18 protein-coding genes are annotated in these 18,124 nt (G+C 58.5%); 10 read left to right on the top strand and 8 right to left on the bottom strand.

Translation table 11 applies throughout. The features are described from left to right. The first annotated feature begins 41 nt into the window (after positions 1-41). The 6 genes from trmD to AABB31_RS19610 all read left to right on the top strand — a co-directional run bounded on the left by trmD (position 42) and on the right by AABB31_RS19610 (position 5,527). Entirely contained in the window at positions 42-848 is an 807-nt protein-coding gene (trmD, locus tag AABB31_RS19635; RefSeq protein ID WP_342076547.1) for a tRNA (guanosine(37)-N1)-methyltransferase TrmD, read from the top strand. Between the two features lie 200 nt (positions 849-1,048). After that, positions 1,049-2,113, top strand: a complete 1,065-nt coding sequence (locus AABB31_RS19630) for a hypothetical protein (RefSeq protein ID WP_342076548.1) — start codon at positions 1,049-1,051, stop codon at positions 2,111-2,113. A 351-nt stretch (positions 2,114-2,464) separates the two neighbouring features. Next, positions 2,465-2,848 (top strand): 50S ribosomal protein L19, encoded by a 384-nt coding sequence (rplS, locus tag AABB31_RS19625; protein ID WP_342076549.1) that lies wholly within the window; start codon positions 2,465-2,467, stop codon positions 2,846-2,848. Between the two features lie 11 nt (positions 2,849-2,859). Then, positions 2,860-3,081 carry a 50S ribosomal protein L31 gene (gene rpmE, locus AABB31_RS19620; RefSeq protein WP_342076550.1) on the top strand — a complete coding sequence of 74 codons (222 nt, stop codon included), beginning with the start codon at positions 2,860-2,862 and terminating at the stop codon, positions 3,079-3,081. A gap of 558 nt (positions 3,082-3,639) precedes the next feature. Continuing rightward, positions 3,640-4,869: a TRAP transporter substrate-binding protein DctP gene (gene dctP, locus AABB31_RS19615; protein ID WP_342076551.1), complete on the top strand. Its 1,230-nt coding sequence runs from the start codon at positions 3,640-3,642 to the stop codon at positions 4,867-4,869. Positions 4,870-4,969: 100 nt separating this feature from the next. Then, the gene (locus AABB31_RS19610; RefSeq protein ID WP_373635176.1) at positions 4,970-5,527 is read left to right on the top strand and encodes a nucleotidyltransferase domain-containing protein; all 558 of its coding nucleotides are present in this window, start codon (positions 4,970-4,972) and stop codon (positions 5,525-5,527) included. Positions 5,528-5,588: 61 nt separating this feature from the next. Here AABB31_RS19610 and AABB31_RS19605 read toward each other — a convergent pair whose 3' ends face one another. After that, complete coding sequence (locus AABB31_RS19605) at positions 5,589-6,872, bottom strand: DEAD/DEAH box helicase (protein WP_342076553.1); 1,284 nt, start codon at positions 6,870-6,872, stop codon at positions 5,589-5,591. A gap of 344 nt (positions 6,873-7,216) precedes the next feature. On the opposite strand from AABB31_RS19605, the gene AABB31_RS19600 reads away from it, so the two are divergent. From AABB31_RS19600 to AABB31_RS19590, 3 genes are all read left to right on the top strand, one after another. Then, on the top strand, positions 7,217-7,732 hold the full coding sequence (locus AABB31_RS19600) for a DUF4329 domain-containing protein (protein ID WP_342076554.1): 516 nt from the start codon (positions 7,217-7,219) through the stop codon (positions 7,730-7,732). Between the two features lie 107 nt (positions 7,733-7,839). Then, positions 7,840-8,649, top strand: a complete 810-nt coding sequence (locus tag AABB31_RS19595) for a division plane positioning ATPase MipZ (RefSeq protein ID WP_342076555.1) — start codon at positions 7,840-7,842, stop codon at positions 8,647-8,649. 191 nt (positions 8,650-8,840) lie between these two features. Further along, a complete protein-coding gene (locus AABB31_RS19590; RefSeq protein WP_373635822.1) occupies positions 8,841-10,403 on the top strand; it encodes an FMN-binding glutamate synthase family protein in 1,563 nt (520 codons plus the stop codon). Positions 10,404-10,430: 27 nt separating this feature from the next. Here the strand turns inward: AABB31_RS19590 and AABB31_RS19585 are convergent, their stop codons facing one another. From AABB31_RS19585 to AABB31_RS19570, 4 genes are all read right to left on the bottom strand, one after another. Next, positions 10,431-11,396 carry a DMT family transporter gene (locus tag AABB31_RS19585; protein WP_342076556.1) on the bottom strand — a complete coding sequence of 322 codons (966 nt, stop codon included), beginning with the start codon at positions 11,394-11,396 and terminating at the stop codon, positions 10,431-10,433. Positions 11,397-11,516: 120 nt separating this feature from the next. Continuing rightward, on the bottom strand, positions 11,517-12,176 hold the full coding sequence (locus tag AABB31_RS19580; RefSeq protein WP_342076557.1) for a VPLPA-CTERM sorting domain-containing protein: 660 nt from the start codon (positions 12,174-12,176) through the stop codon (positions 11,517-11,519). 165 nt (positions 12,177-12,341) lie between these two features. Then, entirely contained in the window at positions 12,342-13,448 is a 1,107-nt protein-coding gene (gene leuB, locus AABB31_RS19575; RefSeq protein WP_342076558.1) for a 3-isopropylmalate dehydrogenase, read from the bottom strand. A 57-nt stretch (positions 13,449-13,505) separates the two neighbouring features. After that, a complete protein-coding gene (locus AABB31_RS19570; protein WP_342076559.1) occupies positions 13,506-14,402 on the bottom strand; it encodes a LysR family transcriptional regulator in 897 nt (298 codons plus the stop codon). A 94-nt stretch (positions 14,403-14,496) separates the two neighbouring features. On the opposite strand from AABB31_RS19570, the gene AABB31_RS19565 reads away from it, so the two are divergent. Then, positions 14,497-15,405, top strand: a complete 909-nt coding sequence (locus AABB31_RS19565; RefSeq protein ID WP_342076560.1) for an NAD-dependent epimerase/dehydratase family protein — start codon at positions 14,497-14,499, stop codon at positions 15,403-15,405. On the opposite strand, the gene AABB31_RS19560 is transcribed toward AABB31_RS19565, so the two are convergent. From AABB31_RS19560 to leuD, 3 genes are all read right to left on the bottom strand, one after another. After that, entirely contained in the window at positions 15,340-16,233 is an 894-nt protein-coding gene (locus AABB31_RS19560; protein WP_373635821.1) for an endonuclease/exonuclease/phosphatase family protein, read from the bottom strand. The two genes, AABB31_RS19565 and AABB31_RS19560, sit on opposite strands and share 66 nt — an antisense overlap. Before the next feature lie 92 nt (positions 16,234-16,325). Next, positions 16,326-17,141, bottom strand: a complete 816-nt coding sequence (locus AABB31_RS19555) for a hypothetical protein (protein WP_342076561.1) — start codon at positions 17,139-17,141, stop codon at positions 16,326-16,328. Between the two features lie 377 nt (positions 17,142-17,518). Then, a complete protein-coding gene (gene leuD, locus AABB31_RS19550) occupies positions 17,519-18,124 on the bottom strand; it encodes a 3-isopropylmalate dehydratase small subunit (RefSeq protein ID WP_342076562.1) in 606 nt (201 codons plus the stop codon).

The raw sequence follows: 18,124 nt of genomic DNA, 5'->3' as shown, positions 1-18,124 counted from the left end.
CAGCGCTTGGTTTCGCGCCGCGAATTGGCTAAATGCCACCCATGGCACAAACACCCAAATCCGCGGGCCGCAAGTCGATCCGCCCCACATTAAAACCGCGCGAGCTGATGACGGATACGCCCGATCTGGCCGGGTTGTGGACTGCACAGATCATCACCTTGTTTCCCCAGGCCTTTCCAGGCGTTCTTGGTGAAAGCCTGACCGGCAAGGCCCTGCAGGACGGGTTGTGGCAATTGCAGACCTTTGATCTGCGCAGCTACGGGATCGGGAAACACCGCAATGTCGATGATACCCCCGCCGGTGGGGGTGCGGGCATGGTGCTGCGGGCCGATGTGCTGGAAAATGCAATCACCGACGCACGGCGCGGCGCAAGGGGTCACATGCCGCTGGTCTATCTGTCGCCGCGCGGGCGGCGCTTTGATCAGGCGATGGCGCGCAACTGGGCGCGGGCCGATGGCGTGACCCTGCTCTGCGGTCGGTTTGAGGGGGTGGATGAACGGGTTCTGGACCATTTCGACATTCAGGAGGTCAGCCTGGGCGACTTCGTCATGACCGGGGGCGAGATTGCAGCCCAGGCGATGATCGACGCGGCCGTGCGCCTGCTGCCGGGCGTCCTGGGCAATGCCGAAAGTGCTGTCGAGGAGAGCTTTTCCACCGGGCTGCTCGAACATCCGCAATATACAAAACCGGCCGCGTGGCAGGGCCATGCGATCCCCGAGGTTCTGCTATCGGGAAATCATGCCAAAATTGCGCAATGGCGTCGCGATATGGCGGCAAAATTGACGCAAACCCGCCGGCCCGATCTTTGGGCCGCGTATCAGGCACGCAAGCGCGACGACACCACCTGATGTCACCAGGGGCGTTATGCCTGCCGGGCCGCATAAAGACGCACCCACGGCAAACGATGAACGTCTTTAACAGACCAACGGCTTTGGCCCAATAGGCAGCGTACGACGTCCCACAATTTGAACATTGTTCATTATTGTTGACTTCTCCCTCGATCGCGCCCATAAATGAACAATGTTCAATTTATGGTGGGAGCTAGAAAATGATCAAGACAAAGCTCAGCTTTCTCATTGCCCTGCCGGTCTGGGCGCTGACCTTCATCAGCCCAGCACATGCGCAGATCTTTGAGATGAACCAGGAACCCGTAAACGCAGCAGAGGTCGACATGTCACTTGAGGACATCCAGAACGATATGGACCCGATCCGAATGATAGACGCCTACCTGATCGACAAGACCGCACCGCGCAATGAACGCGGCGGATGGGGACAGCGTACTGACAACACTTATGCCCCCGGGGCGCAAATTGATGCGGTCGTCTTCCTTGCCAATGTCGGCAAACACAATCCCGGACAGACCAACAACCAGCATGATCTGGAGCTTTATATCAATATTCGGGACCGGTCCGGCAACCTGCTCGACCAGCTTCGCCCGGTACACACCTACCGCAACACAATCGCCGGCGCGCCGGATCAGGATTACTTCCGGCAACGGTTCACCGTCAGCGTGCGGTTGACACAACCCGGCGCCTATCGCGTGGGATTTGTCTTTATTGACCAGACACGCGCCGCAGACCAGCAAATCCCGCTGGAGGTTCCGCTGGAAGTCGTTGTCGCAGACGCCCAGGCCACGCCATCTGACCCGACGCCCGAAGGCGTGATCTATCAGGCCGATATGCCGCCCATGACCCTTTTGACAGGCATGTTTCTGGACCTCGACGCCTCTGCCCGCGCGGGCATCCCGGTCGCGCGCGAGGCAGACAGTTTTGCACCGGGCGAACGCATCGCGATCTATACCAAATTTCGCAATGTCGGTCGCCTGAACCCGGGCGCGGTTGCCGGGATCATGAAACTGGTTGCTGACATTCAGATCTTTGACGAAGACGGCACACTTGTTGTCGACCAGCCCGCTGTTGGCCCCGCCGAAGCGGCGGTGACCTATCCCTATGAGGGGCCGATCCCTGACGCATATTTCGACAGTTTCAAACTGACCCTGTTTACCTTGTCCGATCCCGGCGAATACAGGATCGTCCTGACCTTCACCGATCAAAGCCGTCCCGAGACCGAAACGCAGCCTGTCGAGGTCACCTTCACGACCCGGATCAACTGAGAAACGGGGCCGCAACATCGCCGCCCCGCCACCCGCGCGGCATAGTATGAAACAAGGGCGGCGGGCATGTCGAAATTCAGGCCACAATGCCTTGATCGGTGCGGCCGAAGGGCCTATACGACCCAAGTTCCGGTCAGCGCGCTGATTCCGGGCGTTGGTTTATGGTGCCGACAGGGTATTGAGCGGATCTGCGTTGATCCATCCTCACCTGACCGGGCCGGACAACCACAAAAAAGAAATGATGACGCATCTCTGGCGGGCGGCACTGACCGGACCCGATAACGACGCAGAGCTCTGAGCCACGACGAAACGCTGTGGGACAACCCACACCATAGAATAGGAGCGTGTCAGATGGACCTGATCGCACAACTCGAAGCGGAGCAAGTCGCTGCGCTGGGGAAAGACATCCCCGATTTCAAAGCGGGTGATACCATCCGTGTCGGTTACAAAGTGACCGAAGGCACACGCAGCCGTGTGCAGAATTACGAAGGCGTTTGCATCGCCCGCAAGAACGGCAAAGGCATCGCCGGGTCGTTCACAGTGCGCAAGATTTCCTTTGGTGAGGGCGTGGAACGTGTGTTCCCCCTGCATTCCACCAATATCGACAGCATCACCGTGGTTCGCCGTGGTCGCGTGCGTCGTGCAAAACTGTACTACCTCCGCAGCCGTCGTGGTAAATCCGCACGGATCGCAGAAGTCAGCAACTACAAGGCCCCCAAGGGCGCTGAAGCATAAGGACGCGACCCATGAAAAAAGATATTCACCCCGATTATCACATCATCGACGTCAAGATGACCGATGGTACTGTGGTTCAGATGAAATCGACCTGGGGCAAGGAAGGCGACCAGATGGCGCTGGACATCGACCCATCCGTGCATCCGGCATGGAACGGCGGCTCGACCCGTCTGATGGATTCAGGCGGCCGCGTCTCGAAGTTCAAGAACAAATATGCGGGTCTTGGTTTCTGATCAGCAGACCAACCTGCACTGGATTGATAGGGCGCTGCCTCGTTTCGGGGTAGCGCCTTATTTTTACAATCACGCCCTAGGGTCAGGACCCATTAATTCCACGCCGCCAGCGCAGATTTCACGAAATATCAGTGGTTTGGGACGCGCAGGCCATAGTTGTTCTACGGTCAAGCGGCCCACGCCGCTGAGATGAAGTGAAATCCGCGCCCGAAGGGTTTGGCTGATTTTGGCCGTGATTAGCGTTGCATCCCCTTGAAATAGAACCACTATTACGGCGGGGCTGCGCCTTGTCACGACCAAAATCAGTCAAACTGGCGACGTGGAATTAATGGGTCCTGACCCTAGATTTCGGGATCGGGTGAACCTGCCAGTGATGTCTTTGTCAAACATGAGCACGGCAAGTGGACCTGAGCGACGGCATCGTGCCTTGCGGGCCCATGCCCATCAAACAAAGTTTCATCAGACTTCCGCCGTGATTTTGCCCGATAATCTCAATAACTGCTGCTCAAATTCAGCATTACATTTACCACGTTCACACGCCAAGTTCGAGGAAAGTCGATGACGTATCCACTCCACCGCACAATGACGCTCGCCATGATGATCAGCTCTACGTTGGGTCTGGCAACTGCCGCAAACGCACAAGAGATCAATCTGAGATCTGAAGATGGGACCGTTGATATCACCGGTGATTTCGTCGAATTCACAGACAACAACTATGTGATCAACACGCCGGTTGGATATCTTCGGGTATTGGGTGGCGCGGTTGAATGCTATGGCGACGCCTGCCCTGATCTTGGTGCGGCTGCCGATAGCAGTGCCATTACCGCGTCAGCGACGGCCAATTCGGTTGTGTGGGACGTATCCCTTTGGGGCAAGCGGCGCGCATTTACCGAACATGTCGAAAAACTGGCCGAATTGGTTGATGAAAAAACCGATGGCGCGTTCACGCTGAACATTTCCTATGGCGGGTTGTCCGACAGTCGCGAAAACCTCGATGGGATATCGACCGGTACGTTCGAAATGGCGCAATTCTGCGCCGGTTATCATCGTCACAAAAACCCATCCATCACGGTGCTGGAACTGCCGTTTCTGGGCGTCGGTTCGCTAGAACAAGAGATCAAAGTATCGCAAGCCGTCTACGCGCATCCAGCCACCCAAGCCGACATGGCACGCTGGAACGCAACCCTGCTGATGCCGTCACCCCTGCCGCAATATAATATCGTCGGAACCGGATTTCCGCCCACAGCGCTGGAAGATTTCGGCGGCATGACCGTGCGTGCGACAGGGGGCATCGGCGACGCGTTGGAATCCCTGGGCGCCGTTCTGGTCAATATGCCCGCAACCGAAGTGCGCGAAGGGCTTGAGGCGAATATCGTCGACGCCGTCAGCTTTGCCCCGCATGCACATATGTCATTTGGTACAATCAAGACCGGCTCATGGTGGACAACAAACCTGAACCCCGGAACCGTCAATTGCCCGGTCGTCGTCAACACCAACGCAATGGCAGAACTGTCCGAGGACCATCGGGCTGCCCTGTTGTCGTCAGTTGACGAAGCCCTAGAGCACTACGTTGCCTACTATCAGGGTGCGACAATGGATGCGTGGCTTCCGGCACTCAGGGAATCTGGTGTGGCCACGCTAACCGTGCGCGAAAACATCGTGGATTCGATTGAGCAGGCCGTGGCCGGCCCCGCAGCTGCGGCGTGGGTCGCAGAACATTCCGCACGCGGATTGCCTGCCCAAGAGCTTTACGATCTGGTGAAAACGACAATCGCCGACGGCGAATAGCGCGGTCGGGCAAGATACGACACCATTGAAAAACGCCGCAGATTGCTTACCGCCATCTGCGGCAGTTTACTTGAGATACGCCAAAACCTAGCCTTTGGTCATGGCGGACAATCCCGACACCTATCCTTGGGCCCCGATGTCGCCCGCGACACTTAACGTGCGGCTGATCGCGGTTGGCGCCATCTGGTATATTTGCGGTGGCTGGGCCCTTGATCTTTGGCACGGGCGTCAGACCCGGCACCATGGTGATATCGAGTTCTGTATACTCCGCCCGGATTTCCCGGCATTTTCCGCGCAATTCCAAGACTTTGATTTCTATGCGGCCGCGGACGGATCACTGTCACTGCTTGCAAACCGCACGGCTTCCCCATCAACGGGAACGCAGTTCTGGGGCTGCGATCCGGCAACAAAGACATTTGCATTTGACCTGATGATCGAACCCGGCAACCATGCTGAATGGGCGTATAAGCGGGATCCAACCATGACAGAAGAGAGGGCGCATATGCTGCGCCTCTCTGCCGATGGTATTCCCTATCTGGCGGCACCCGGAGTGTTGCTGTTCAAGGCCAAATACACACGGGACAAGGACCAATTCGATTTCGAAATGGCCCTGCCCCGGCTCACGCCGGAGGATCGAGAATGGCTCAGGCGCAGATGAGACAACCTGCACCCCGACCATCCGTGGATTGACGCATTGTCCTGATGGCGCAACCCGCAAATTACGCGGCGGATTTTCCGCGTGATCTGTTGCCGCCACCGCGTCTGCGCTGCCCGCCGGGCTTACCGCCACCGGGTTTCCCCTGCCGGTTACCGCCGCCGCCGCCGCCCCGTCGGCCACCGCCGCCATTGGGGCGCTTTTTCTGGCCGGGCTGGACCTCCCACCGCCGACCAGACGCCACGGGTATGGTCTCTTTCATCGCCTTTTCGATATCCTGCAGCTCGATCATCTCATCGGGTGCAACCAGCGCAACGGCGGCACCATCGGCACCGGCACGGGCCGTTCGCCCGATGCGGTGCACATAGTTTTCCGCGACATTTGGCAGATCGTAGTTATAGACGTGGCGCACATCAGGGATATCAATACCGCGCGCAGCCACATCCGTGGCCACCAGTACGCGCACCTTCCCTGCCTTGAAGGCGGCAAGCGCGCGGTCACGTTGGCCCTGCGACTTGTTGCCGTGGATCGAGGCCGCAGCAAAGCCCTTCTTTTCCAGCACCTTATACAGCTTTTCACAGCCATGCTTGGTGCGGCCAAATACCAGTGCCAGCTCGTCCCGATGGGCGTCCAACAGCTCGATCAGCAGATCGGTCTTGGCGGCCTGCGCGACAAAGTGAACGGATTGATTGATCTTCTTGACGGCCTGCCCCGGCGGGTTCACCTGCACGCGGACAGCGTCCGTCAGATAGGTATCGGCCAGTTCATTCATCAGTTTGGGCATTGTGGCCGAAAACATCATGGTCTGGCGATCTTTGGCCAAGAGAGGCGCAATCCGTCGCAGCGCATGGATAAAGCCCATATCCAGCATCTGGTCAGCCTCGTCCAGCACCAGATAGATCGTCTCGTCCAGACGCACAGCGCGCCGGTCGAGCAGGTCAATCAGACGACCGGGGGTCGCCACCAGCAGGTCAACACCGCCAGCCAGCCGCTTGGTCTGGCCCACAATGCCGGCCCCGCCCACGACAAGCGCCACTTTCAGATGGCTGCCTTTTGTGTAGGCGGTCAGATTATCGGCAATCTGCTTGGCCAGTTCCCGTGTGGGGGCCAGGATCAGACCACGCACCGATTTGGCATTGGGTTTCTTGCCCGCCTTCATCAAGGCGTGGATCATGGGCAGGCCAAAGGCGGCGGTCTTGCCGGTGCCGGTCTGCGCCAGCCCCATCACATCGCGGCCATTCATGGCATGCGGAATGGCTTGGGTCTGGATCGGGGTGGGATCAGTGATCCCTTGTTCTTTCAGTACGCTGATCAGTCGGGGCGCAAGGCCCAGCATGTCAAAATCCATCGACGGATATCCTATTCTGGCGGAGCGATCCGCACATATATCAAGCAGGCCACGACCGGATGCCGTAACCCATGCAAGGTTGTGCCTAGATGCTGACGGCCCGCACCACATTGCCCGGGCGCCGATCTGGCACGGGACCCCTGCGTGATGTGGGAACCTGGAAAATTGGACGATGCAGTTGGCGGGTGCCCCAAACGGGCGCCGCCATGCTCACGCGGCAACGTGCATCGGTTAGGCTGCACATGCGCCTTACTGCGACCTGTGTCAACAAATTTGCGATGTTCAGGCTTAATGCTGACTGAATATGTGGCCATAATTGACCGAAACCAAAGCAGGATATCTTTATGAGAGCATTACTGATCGCCACATGTCTGGCGCCCGCAGCGTTACACGCCCAACCGGCCGAGGAAGAAGCGCTGATCCGCGCCGTCTTTGCCACGCTGCAGCCAATCTCGATCACCGAGAATGTGGAATTCTGCGGCTATGTCGGTTTTGACGCCGCGGGCATGCTTGTCGCCTCGAATGCCACACGGGGAAATATCGATTCATGCCTGGCAAATGATCCGGTCAATATTGAGGTGATCACCGCATCCTATCACACACATGGGGCGTTCACGCCGGACTACTTCAACGAAGTCCCCAGCGGAACGGACATGGAAGGTGACGAGGATGAGGGCATCGACGGGTGGGTCGCCACCCCCGGCGGGCGCTTGTGGTATATCGACACGGATACGATGGTGACCTTTCAGATCTGCGGGCTTGGATGCCTGCCATCGGATCCGAATTTTGTCGCAGGCGATATGGGTGTGATCGCAGAAAGCTACGCATATGAGGACCTTGTCACGCTGCTTGATGAGTAGCCGAACTTATCCCCAGAAAAACGCCAATCCGCAACTGGTTCCGCCTTCCCTTAGGGGGGACACATCATATAGTGGCGGTCGCAAGGAATGATCGGGGAAGAAAAGACGTGGCGCATATCATCGTGGTGGGCAACGAAAAGGGCGGCGCGGGCAAGTCGACAGTGTCAATGCATGTCGCCACCGCCCTTGCCCGGCTGGGGCATCGGGTCAGCACGCTAGATCTGGATTTACGTCAGAAGACCCTCGGGCGCTACATCACCAACCGGCAGACCTATCTGACCAACAAGCAGATCAGCCTGCCATCGCCAAGCTATCAGGACTTGCCCGAAATTGACCAAGGCAGCCTGCAACCGGGCGAGAACGCCCTGGACCGCCGCCTGTCCATGGCCGTCACAGCGATGGAGCCCGACAGCGACTTCATCCTGATCGACTGCCCGGGGTCGCATACCCGCCTTAGTCAGGTGGCGCACAGCCTTGCGGATACGCTGATCACCCCGCTCAACGACAGCTTTATTGATTTTGATCTTCTGGCCCATGTGGACAGTGATGGTGAGGAAATCACCGGCCCCTCTGTCTATTCCGAGATGGTCTGGAACGCCCGTCAGCTGCGTGCGCAGGCGGGTCTCAAGCCTATCGACTGGATCGTCGTACGCAACCGGCTGGGCGCGCAGAACATGGTCAACAAGCAAAAGATGCACAAGGCCATTACCAAGCTGGCCAAACGGATCGGGTTCCGGACAGCCCCCGGATTTAATGAACGTGTCATCTTCCGCGAGTTGTTTCCGCGCGGGCTGACCCTGCTTGATCTGCGCGACATCGGGGTGAAGGGCATGAATATATCCAACGTCGCCGCCCGACACGAGCTGCGCGAGTTGATCAAGGCGCTGGATTTGCCGGGTGTCACGCCGAATTTCTGATGGATCGGCCACAAATAAAGGCCGGACGAACCCGTATCAAACGGCCTTTGGCACGCCCGGTTAGGCGTGTTGCCAAAAGCGGCTTTCTTTCATGAAATCAGCCCCCTACTGTGGCATCCAAAAGCGGAGGCGTCATGCTGCACAACCTGATATCCTTACAGCGCTACGGCACATTGGCCTTTGTGGCACTGATGACGCTGATATGCTTGATCGCAGGCTTCTGGGCCGGGGTCTGGCTTGTTCCCGCGATTATCTTTGGCGGGCTGACCCTGTTGGGGTTGCGGGATATGAACCAGACCCGGCACGCCGTCCTACGCAACTATCCGGTTCTGGGGCATATCCGGTTTCTGTTTGAAAAAATCCGCCCGGAAATCCGCCAATATCTGATCGAAAGCGACCGCGAGGAACAACCTTTCAGTCGCGAGCAACGCTCGCTTGTATACCAACGGGCCAAGGGTGACGAAGACAAGCGCCCCTTTGGCAGCCATGAACGGGTCTATGAGGCGGGATATACGTGGTTGACCCATTCGGTTGCGCCCACGCATTTCACCGATACCGATTTCCGCGTCCCGGTTGGCGGGCCGCATTGCAAGAAACCCTATAACGCGTCGCTGTATAATATCTCGGCGATGAGTTTCGGATCACTCTCAGCCAACGCAATCTCGGCGCTGAATAATGGCGCGCGTATCGGGGGCTTTGCCCATGACACTGGCGAAGGCGGCATCAGCCGCTATCACCGCGAAGGCGGCGGCGATCTGATCTATGAAATAGGATCGGGCTATTTTGGCTGCCGGAACGATGATGGGAGCTTTAGTCCCGACAAGTTCGCAACACAGGCCGCTGACGATCAGGTCAAGATGATCGAGGTCAAGCTAAGCCAGGGGGCCAAGCCCGGCCATGGTGGGATGCTGCCGGCGTCCAAGATCACCCCCGAAATTGCCGAAGCGCGTGATATTCCGATGGGCGTCGACTGTGTCTCGCCTGCGGCGCATAGCGCCTTTTCGACACCGCTGGAATTGATGCATTTTCTTGGTCAATTGCGTGATCTGTCAGGGGGCAAGCCGGTCGGCTTCAAGCTGTGTATCGGGCACCGGCGGGAATTCATGTGCATGATTAAGGCCATGCTGGAAACCGGGATCATCCCCGATTTCATTGTCGTGGACGGTACCGAAGGGGGTACAGGTGCCGCCCCCTTGGAATTTGCAAACCATGTGGGCATGCCCATGGTCGAAGGGCTGACCTTTGTGCATAACGCGCTGCGCGGCGCGGGCATTCGCGATCAGGTCAAGATCGGCGCCGCAGGCAAACTTGTCAGCGCGTTTGATATTGCGCGCGCGCTCTCGCTTGGGGCGGATTGGTGCAATTCTGCGCGCGGTTACATGTTCTCGATCGGGTGCATTCAAGCGCAGGCCTGCCACACGAACCATTGCCCTGTTGGGGTCGCAACACAGGATCCGATCCGGCAAAAGGCGTTGAACGTCACGGATAAAAGCCAGCGTGTGGCCCGGTTTCACGCGAACACCCTCAAGGCGCTGGGTGAAATGGCAGGGGCAGCCGGTTTGCAAAACCCCTGCGATTTTCTGCCCTATCACTTCATGGCCCGCAAAGGCGACGGGCAGATGACCGAGGCTGCGGATGTCTACAGCTACATGCCCGAAGGTTTTCTGCTGGACGGCACCGAAGACAGCCATGGTTTCAAGGAACGCTGGGACCGGGCCAGCGCCGACAGTTTTGCCCCACCCGAGGCCCGCTAAGGCCACGGCCGGGCGGCAAAAAATGCGCTAGTCCTGCCGGGGCGGCGCCTTGCCTGCAAATCGCATGAAAAGACTCACCCGCGGGGTGGTTGCAGTCTCGGACCGTGACCGCGTGCGCAGAACAGGCGTATTCTCGGACCCGCCACCACGGCTTTCGCGCAGCACAATATACATGCCGCTGGCAATGATGATCCCGGCGCCGATGATCGTGGCCTGATCAATCGTCTCGTCAAAGAACAACAGGCCGAAACCGGTGGCCCAGATGATCTGGCTATATTGCATGGGGGCGATGATTGCCGCCTCGCCGACCTGATAGGCCTTGATCACAAGCCGGCTGGCAATCCAGGCAAAGGTCGCGATGACCGCCAGCAGCCCAAGATGCTCTATCGGCATGGGCTGATAGACGAATGGCAGGGCGCAGGCCATCACCACGAAATTCACCACCATCGGATAAAGCAGGATCACAACCGGGCGCTCTTCAGCGCCGATCTTGCGCACGACGATGGACGCGACAGATCCGCCCACGGCAGCAACCAGCGCCGCGAGATGGCCCGCCGAAAGGGCCGTTTGTCCCGGGCGCAGCACCACCAGAACCCCGATCAGGCCCACCAGCACGGCCATCCAGCGGCGCAAGCGGACCTTTTCACCCAAGACCGGAATGGCCAGCACAGTGATCAGAAGTGGTGACGCAAACAGGATGGCATAGGTCTGCGCCAGCGGCAGCACCGAAAAGGCATAGAATGCGGACACGCCTGTGACGACAGCCGCCACCGTCCGCAAGGCCATCCACCATGGATGCTTTGGCACCAATGTTCCCGGCTCCACATCACGCATCAGCATGACGGTGGCCAGCGGAAAGCTTAGCAAGACGCTGAAAAAGACGATCTGGATGGGCGAGTAGGTCGCCCCCAGTATTTTCACGACCGCATCATGCGTCGCGAACACCCCAAACGCCAGAAGCGCGAACAGGGCACCTTTTGCATTTGCAGACATGCGACGCCTTCCCAACCGATAAAGTTTGCCTGTGCCTGCACTGACAAACGCAACGGTCCGCGTCAACGAAAAGAGGCGGCCCAATGGACCGCCTCAATCACAAAAGTTTATTTTTCAGGCTTAAGCCGTTGCGCGGCGGCGCATCAGCCCCATACCGAACAAGCCGGTCAACAGCAGCAACGCACCTGCTGGCAGTGGAACTGCCGCCACTTCGACCTGCAGACCACCGATGCGGAAGTTGTCAAAGGCACCATCAGCACCAAAGCTGATAGATGTCCCGGACGACACTGCAAGCGATGCAAGGTCAAATGGGTTGTTGTGTGCGATACCGATTTCTTCCTGCACAAGCGCGCCGTCGATGAAGACGTCAAAGTCGTCATTCCAGTCAACGCCGGTGAAGATCACCTGGGTAAAGTCAATCACACGATCAAAGGCGAAAGTGATCAGGTCGTTGCCGAAGTTACCGTCAATGGAACTTCCGTCCCAGAAACCGGCGATCCCAAGGCCACGGCTGGTTTGACGCACATACCGGAAACCCCAGTTGCCACATCCACCATCAGAACAATCGCTGTCGATGATTGTATCATTCGGCGCGCCCGGAGGTGCGCGATAGCGCCCCGCCGTCACATTCATTGTCAGATCGTCGACCGTTGCGGTGTAGCCACCGCCGTTGGTGTACTGCGCACCTGGCACACCGTTCATGAAGTCGAAGTTGACTGTCGCTGCCATCGCGGGCACGGCAACTACGGTTGCCACCACTGCTGCAGCGAGTCGTTTCACTAAATAATTCATTTTGTATCCAATAACTTAATTGAACTATTTCACACATTAGCCCTGAGGCTTGCGTTAACACTACCTTAACGCCTGACGCATTACCAGCGGAATCTTGCTTATTCCAGGCTGGAAACAGGCCGGTTCCAGCCAAGAAACAACCATCACCGCGTGTCAGAGGCTGTCGTCAAGCGCCGCAAGGATGACATCGCCCATCTCGGTTGTGCTCAGCGAGGTGCCGCCCTCGGGTCCCATCAGGTCGGCCGTGCGGGCCCCATCGGCCAGGACCTTTTCAATGGCGGCTTCCAGCCGGTCAGCCTCGGCCCCTTCGTCAAAGGAATAACGCAGCGCCATCGCGAAAGACAGAATGCATGCAATCGGGTTCGCCTTGCCCTGCCCGGTGATATCCGGGGCAGACCCGTGAACGGGCTCGTACATCGCCTTGGGGCGGCCGTTGGCCATGGGCAGACCCAGCGACGCAGATGGCAACATCCCCAGCGAGCCGGTCAGCATCGCGGCACAATCCGACAGGATGTCACCAAACAGGTTATCGGTCAGGATTACGTCAAACTGCTTGGGCGCGCGGACCAACTGCATGGCACCGTTATCGGCATACATATGGGACAGTTCTACATCCGCATAATCGGCCTGATGCACCTCGTTGACCACATCGCGCCACAAGATACCGCTTTCCATGACATTGGCCTTTTCCATCGAACAGACCTTGTTGTTCCGCTTGCGGGCCAGATCAAAGGCGGCGCGGGCGGCGCGTTCAATCTCTGCCTCAGTGTAACGCTGGGTATTCACACCCACACGCATGTTGTCTTCGATATGGATGCCGCGCGGTTCACCAAAGTAGACGCCCGATGTCAGTTCGCGCACGATCATGATGTCCAGACCGGACACGATGTCCTTTTTCAATGACGAAAAATCGGCCAGTGCATCAAAACACTGCGCGGGGCGCAGGTTTGCAAAAAGGTCCATTTCCTTGCGCAGGCGCAGCAGGCCACGCTCGGGCTTCAGGCTAAAGTCCAGATCATCGTATTTCGGGCCACCCACAGCCCCCAACAACACGGCGTCAACCTCTTGCGCCTTGGCCATCGTTTCGTCGGCCAAAGGCACGCCATGCTTGTCATAGGCGGCACCGCCCACCAGATCCTCGGACACGTCAAAGGTCAGATCACGCTTGTCGCCAAACCAGCCGACGATGCGCTTGACCTGGTCCATGACTTCGGGGCCGATGCCGTCACCGGCGAGGATCAAAAGGGATGGGTTTGCCATGGTATGATGTCCTTGTTTGCGCGTTCGGCATGGCCCTAGCGCGACAGGACGGCGGGTTCAAGACACCAGCGGCTTCAACCCGCCCTCAAGCAACTCCCACACACGGCGGATCCGGGGGGTATGGCGCATCACCTCATGTGCTGTCAGCCAGATCGGCAGGGTTGGCAAAGTCAGCCCCAGGTCAATCTCCGTCACCACAGGATCACGCCGCCCGACATCAGCCTGCGCAAATCCGATCCCGCAACCGGCGCGCACCATCTCCCAATAGGCAACGTTATCATCGACCCGCACCTTGAACAGATCGCGGGTGACCGCCATGCCCATGGCCGCGAACCCCTCGATAATCTGCTTGTTGGTGTCATAGCCCACAAAATCATGATCCAGCATATCAGACAGCGCGCGCGGCATCCCGCGTTCAGCCACATAGGTGTTGGATGCGAAGATCCCCAGCTCGATATCGCCCAGATGCTGCGTCACCAGATCAAGCTGTGTGGGACGGTACATGCGCACGGCGATATCCGCCTCGCGGTATAGCAGGTTGCGGCTGTCATCGCTGGGCACCAGTTCGATGGCGATTTCCGGTTCAAGCTTGCGGATATGCGCGATGATGGGCGGCAGATGCATCACCGATGTCGCGACACTGGCCGTGATGCGCACGGTGCCGTCCAGTCTGGCCTGCTGCCCGGCTGCTGTCAGCGCAATCTGCCGCACGGCCGCACGCATTGTTTTGGCCGGGGCGACCAGATCGGCCCCGGTCTGGGTCAGCGCAAAACCCCGGGCTTGGCGGCGAAACAACTCGGCGCCCAACTGCGCCTCGATCGCCTTGATCTGGCGGCCCAGTGTCGGCTGGCTGGTGCCCAATTGCCGGGCCGCAGCCGACAGACTGCCCGCCTCTGCGACAGCCAGAAATGCCTGTATCAATGACCAATCAAGAGATGCGAGCGCCTTTTCCATTCATTTATGAATATATGATCTGCAAATTTCGGCAATTCCTTTTAAATGGTGAATAGCGCAATCTCCAAGGCAACAGCAGCTACGGAGACGCGTAATGGCACAAACAGTTTTGATATTAGGCGCAAACGGCAAGATCGGCAGCCACGCCGCCGAAACATTCTGGAACGCAGGCTGGACCGTCCGCAGATATGAACGCGGGACCGACATGGTGCAGGCCGCACAAGGCGCGGACGTCATCATCAACGGATTGAACCCGCCGAACTACCATAACTGGGCCACGGAAATCCCGAAAATCACCCGGCAGGTCATTGCAGCCGCCAAGGCCACCGGCGCAACTGTCATCATCCCGGGCAATGTCTATAATTTCGGGGATCAGCCCGGCACATTCGACGAAGACACGCCGCAGATCGCCGAGACTCGCAAAGGCAGGATCAGGATTGCCATGGAACAGGCCTATCAGGCGTCCGGGGTGCAAACGATCATCCTGCGGGCCGGGAACTTCATCGACCCCAACGGCAATGGCGATCTGATGAGCCTTTTGATCATGCGCAATGTCAGCCGCGGAAAGCTGACCACGCCGGGCGACCCGGACAGTATGCAGGCCTATGCCTATATGCCTGACTGGGCGCGGGCAGCCCTGATGCTGGCGGAAAAACGCGCGCAGTTGGGCCAGTTCGAGGATGTCCCCTTTCCCGGTCACAGCTTTACGATGACCGAACTGCATACGCGGGTGCAGACCCATGTCACCCGACGCCTGCGCCTGAGCCGGTTTCCCTGGTGGTTGATGACGATCCTCAGCCCGTTTTGGGAACTTGCCCGCGAAATGCGGGAAATGCGCTACCTCTACACGATGCCGCACCGCATCGGTGATGCAAAGTTCCGGCGCCTGCTGCCCGATTTTACCCCAACCCCGATGGACGAGGTGATGTTGTGTGGCCTACCGGCTGATATCAACCCAAACAAGGTGGTGCGGCCCGGCAACCAGACTGTCGCTGTCGGTTGATCCCGGCTGCCCCGCGGGCCAGTGGACCCCTGCATCATGAACCTGCCATTCTGCATCCGGTAAGACATAGCTGACCCGCAGATTGCCCGGCCCGTCATCAGGCCAGTCTGCGGTATGGATCCCGGGCAGCGGATCCTGCAAACGCGGATCGGCCAGAAATTCCGCCATGGCCTGCGAAAACCCGGCCCCGTCCTGCGGGTCAAGATTGGCGTTTCCTGCAAGCACGAAATGCGCAGGCGCCGGTCCAAAATGACCATCCAGAACATGCGTCCACAAGCGCAATTCGTCCCTGTTGCGCAACCCGTTGCGATCTTCCGGTCCGTCGAAGACAGGGGGCGTGGCGGCGAATGCAAGCACGTGGAACGGCGCTTTGTCGGGTGGCTGAACCGGAACGATCCAATGGCCGCTTGTCGATAACCGGTGTGCGTCCAGCACTTGCGCCGAAAAGAAGCCGTCGGGCAAACTGGCCCCGGGCATATCGCGCCACAACAGCCCCGACAGATCAACAACCGCGTACCGATCAATCGAAAACCGCGACAGGATGGCCATGCCCCCGTCGCCGGCAAAGCGACCATAGCCCTGCGCATCGCGCGCCTCACCCAGCCAGCCATTCCCGTCCAGATCAAGCCCGCTGGCCATGCCGGTATTGGGGCGACGCGCAAACTGATAGGGAAAGGGGGAGGCGAGTGCTGCCGAAAAGGCCGCCAGTGCGATGCCATCCAGGTCATAGTCAAAATCCGTCAGGACCAGCAGGTCGGGTGCAACCATGTCGATGGCCGCGATAATGGCGGCGATCTGCGGGTCTTCGCCCTTTTGGATATCACGCAACAACAGGCCCGGGCCATCGCGGCTAAGTGGGGCTGCATAGGTGGCGATCCGGTAGGTATCGGCGCTGGCTGCAAGCGGCAGGCAGATCAGTATCAGGCCGCAATCATACCATTTGCGGCGGCCTTTTCCTGTGCCTTTTTGCGCTGGATGCGGATCATATGCGCAACCCGGCTGAGGGCGATACCGCGCATCACGATACTGGCTGGCAAAAAGGCCCATGCGGCAACTGTCCAAATCAGTGTCTGCGGGTCATCCAATCGGATCGGCGTCCCAAAACCGACGGCAGCACGCACAATCAATGGCACCAAGAAGGGCAACAGAAGTCCTAAGATAATGTTAATGCGTCCGTCACGGGTCAGCCTGCGGACCACATCGCCCCCGGTGGTCGGGTCAAATGTCGGCAGATTGATCCAGACATTAAACGCACCCCCTCGGCGCGGCCAATGCTGCAGGCGAAGCAGCACGACAAACCAGATCAGCGACAGGATCGAAATCACATAAGCCAGCCCCGCTGCATTGCGCAACGTCTCGATTACCTGCGCGCTTGTGCCGTCCGGCATCATATTGACCATCATCCGCACGGGCGAGAACGGAAAGTCTGTGGTCGCCCCAACCTGCGACACGCTACTATGGAAAAAGCCGGTTAGGGCCGAGGGCGCATCATAGCCCCGAAGGATGATCGACAAAGAAAACACTGTCGCAAAAAGCGCGCAAAATCGCACCCGGTTGAACGGCGGCGCATCGCGAAATTCGACAAGGCTCGGGCTGGCGGCGCTATATTCCACAATGGTAAAAAGCGCGGCAAAGATCGACACAAGGGCCACGACCTGCCGCCCGTCATTTGTCCCCCCTGGCAAGAGGACCGCAGGCAAGGTCACCAACAAGACCACAAGGCCGGCGCGTACCAACGCTCCTGGCAGTCGAAATAGCACCTTATCCTATCTCCCTTTTGTCCGAAAACCGTCCACGATATCCAAACAACCTGGTCTTTGGCTCAAGCAACGCGTGTCGCCCGGCCAATATGTCACCCAACCCAGCCTCGCCATCAATGCTTCGTCTCGCACATGTTGGGTGGCCGCCCATTTCACCGCCCTACTGGTGCGCGATTGCAACCATCAAACGGGACATATGCGGCACCACACCGCATGACGCCGTGTAGCGAGCCTTGCTGATACACGCAAAGCGCGTATTTCGAAAAGGGGAAAATAAACCAGGCAGGGGATTTTTCGGCGCCCCCGGCGCGGCGTCGAGATGCGAGGCCCAAAGCGGGCCCCGCACATCCTTCCTAGACCCAAGGTCGGGCAGCGGCGGCCTGCGCCTCAAAGCTGTCAATCGCCCCGGCCTTCTCCATGGTCAGCCCGATATCGTCCAAACCATTGAGAAGACAATGCTTTTTGAATGCATCCACCTCGAAACTAAAGACATCCCCATCCGATGAGGTGATTGTCTGCGCCTCCAGATCCACCTCGATACGCGCATTTGCGCCCTTCTCGGCATCCTTAATGAGCACATCAACCTGCTCTTGCGGCAAGGCGATCGGCAGGATGCCGTTCTTGAAGCAGTTGTTGTAAAAGATGTCCGCATAAGATGGGGCAATCACACAGGTGATCCCAAAATCCGCGATGGCCCAAGGGGCATGTTCGCGCGAAGACCCGCAACCGAAATTGTCACCAGCCACAAGGATCTGCGCATCGCGATATTGCGGCTTGTTCAGCACGAAATCCGGGATTTCCTTGCCGTCGTCATCATATCGCATCTCGTCAAACAGGTTCACGCCAAGGCCAGAGCGCTTGATCGTTTTCAAAAACTGCTTGGGGATGATCATATCGGTGTCGATATTGACCAATGGCAGCGGGGCGGCAATGCCGCTGAGTTTTGTGAATTTTTGCAT

Source organism: Yoonia sp. SS1-5 (assembly GCF_038443705.2).
In the GTDB taxonomy this organism is placed as follows: domain Bacteria; phylum Pseudomonadota; class Alphaproteobacteria; order Rhodobacterales; family Rhodobacteraceae; genus Yoonia; species Yoonia rhodophyticola.
Note: the sequence above shows the minus strand (reverse complement) of the source record. Positions and strands in the feature narration are given on the sequence as shown.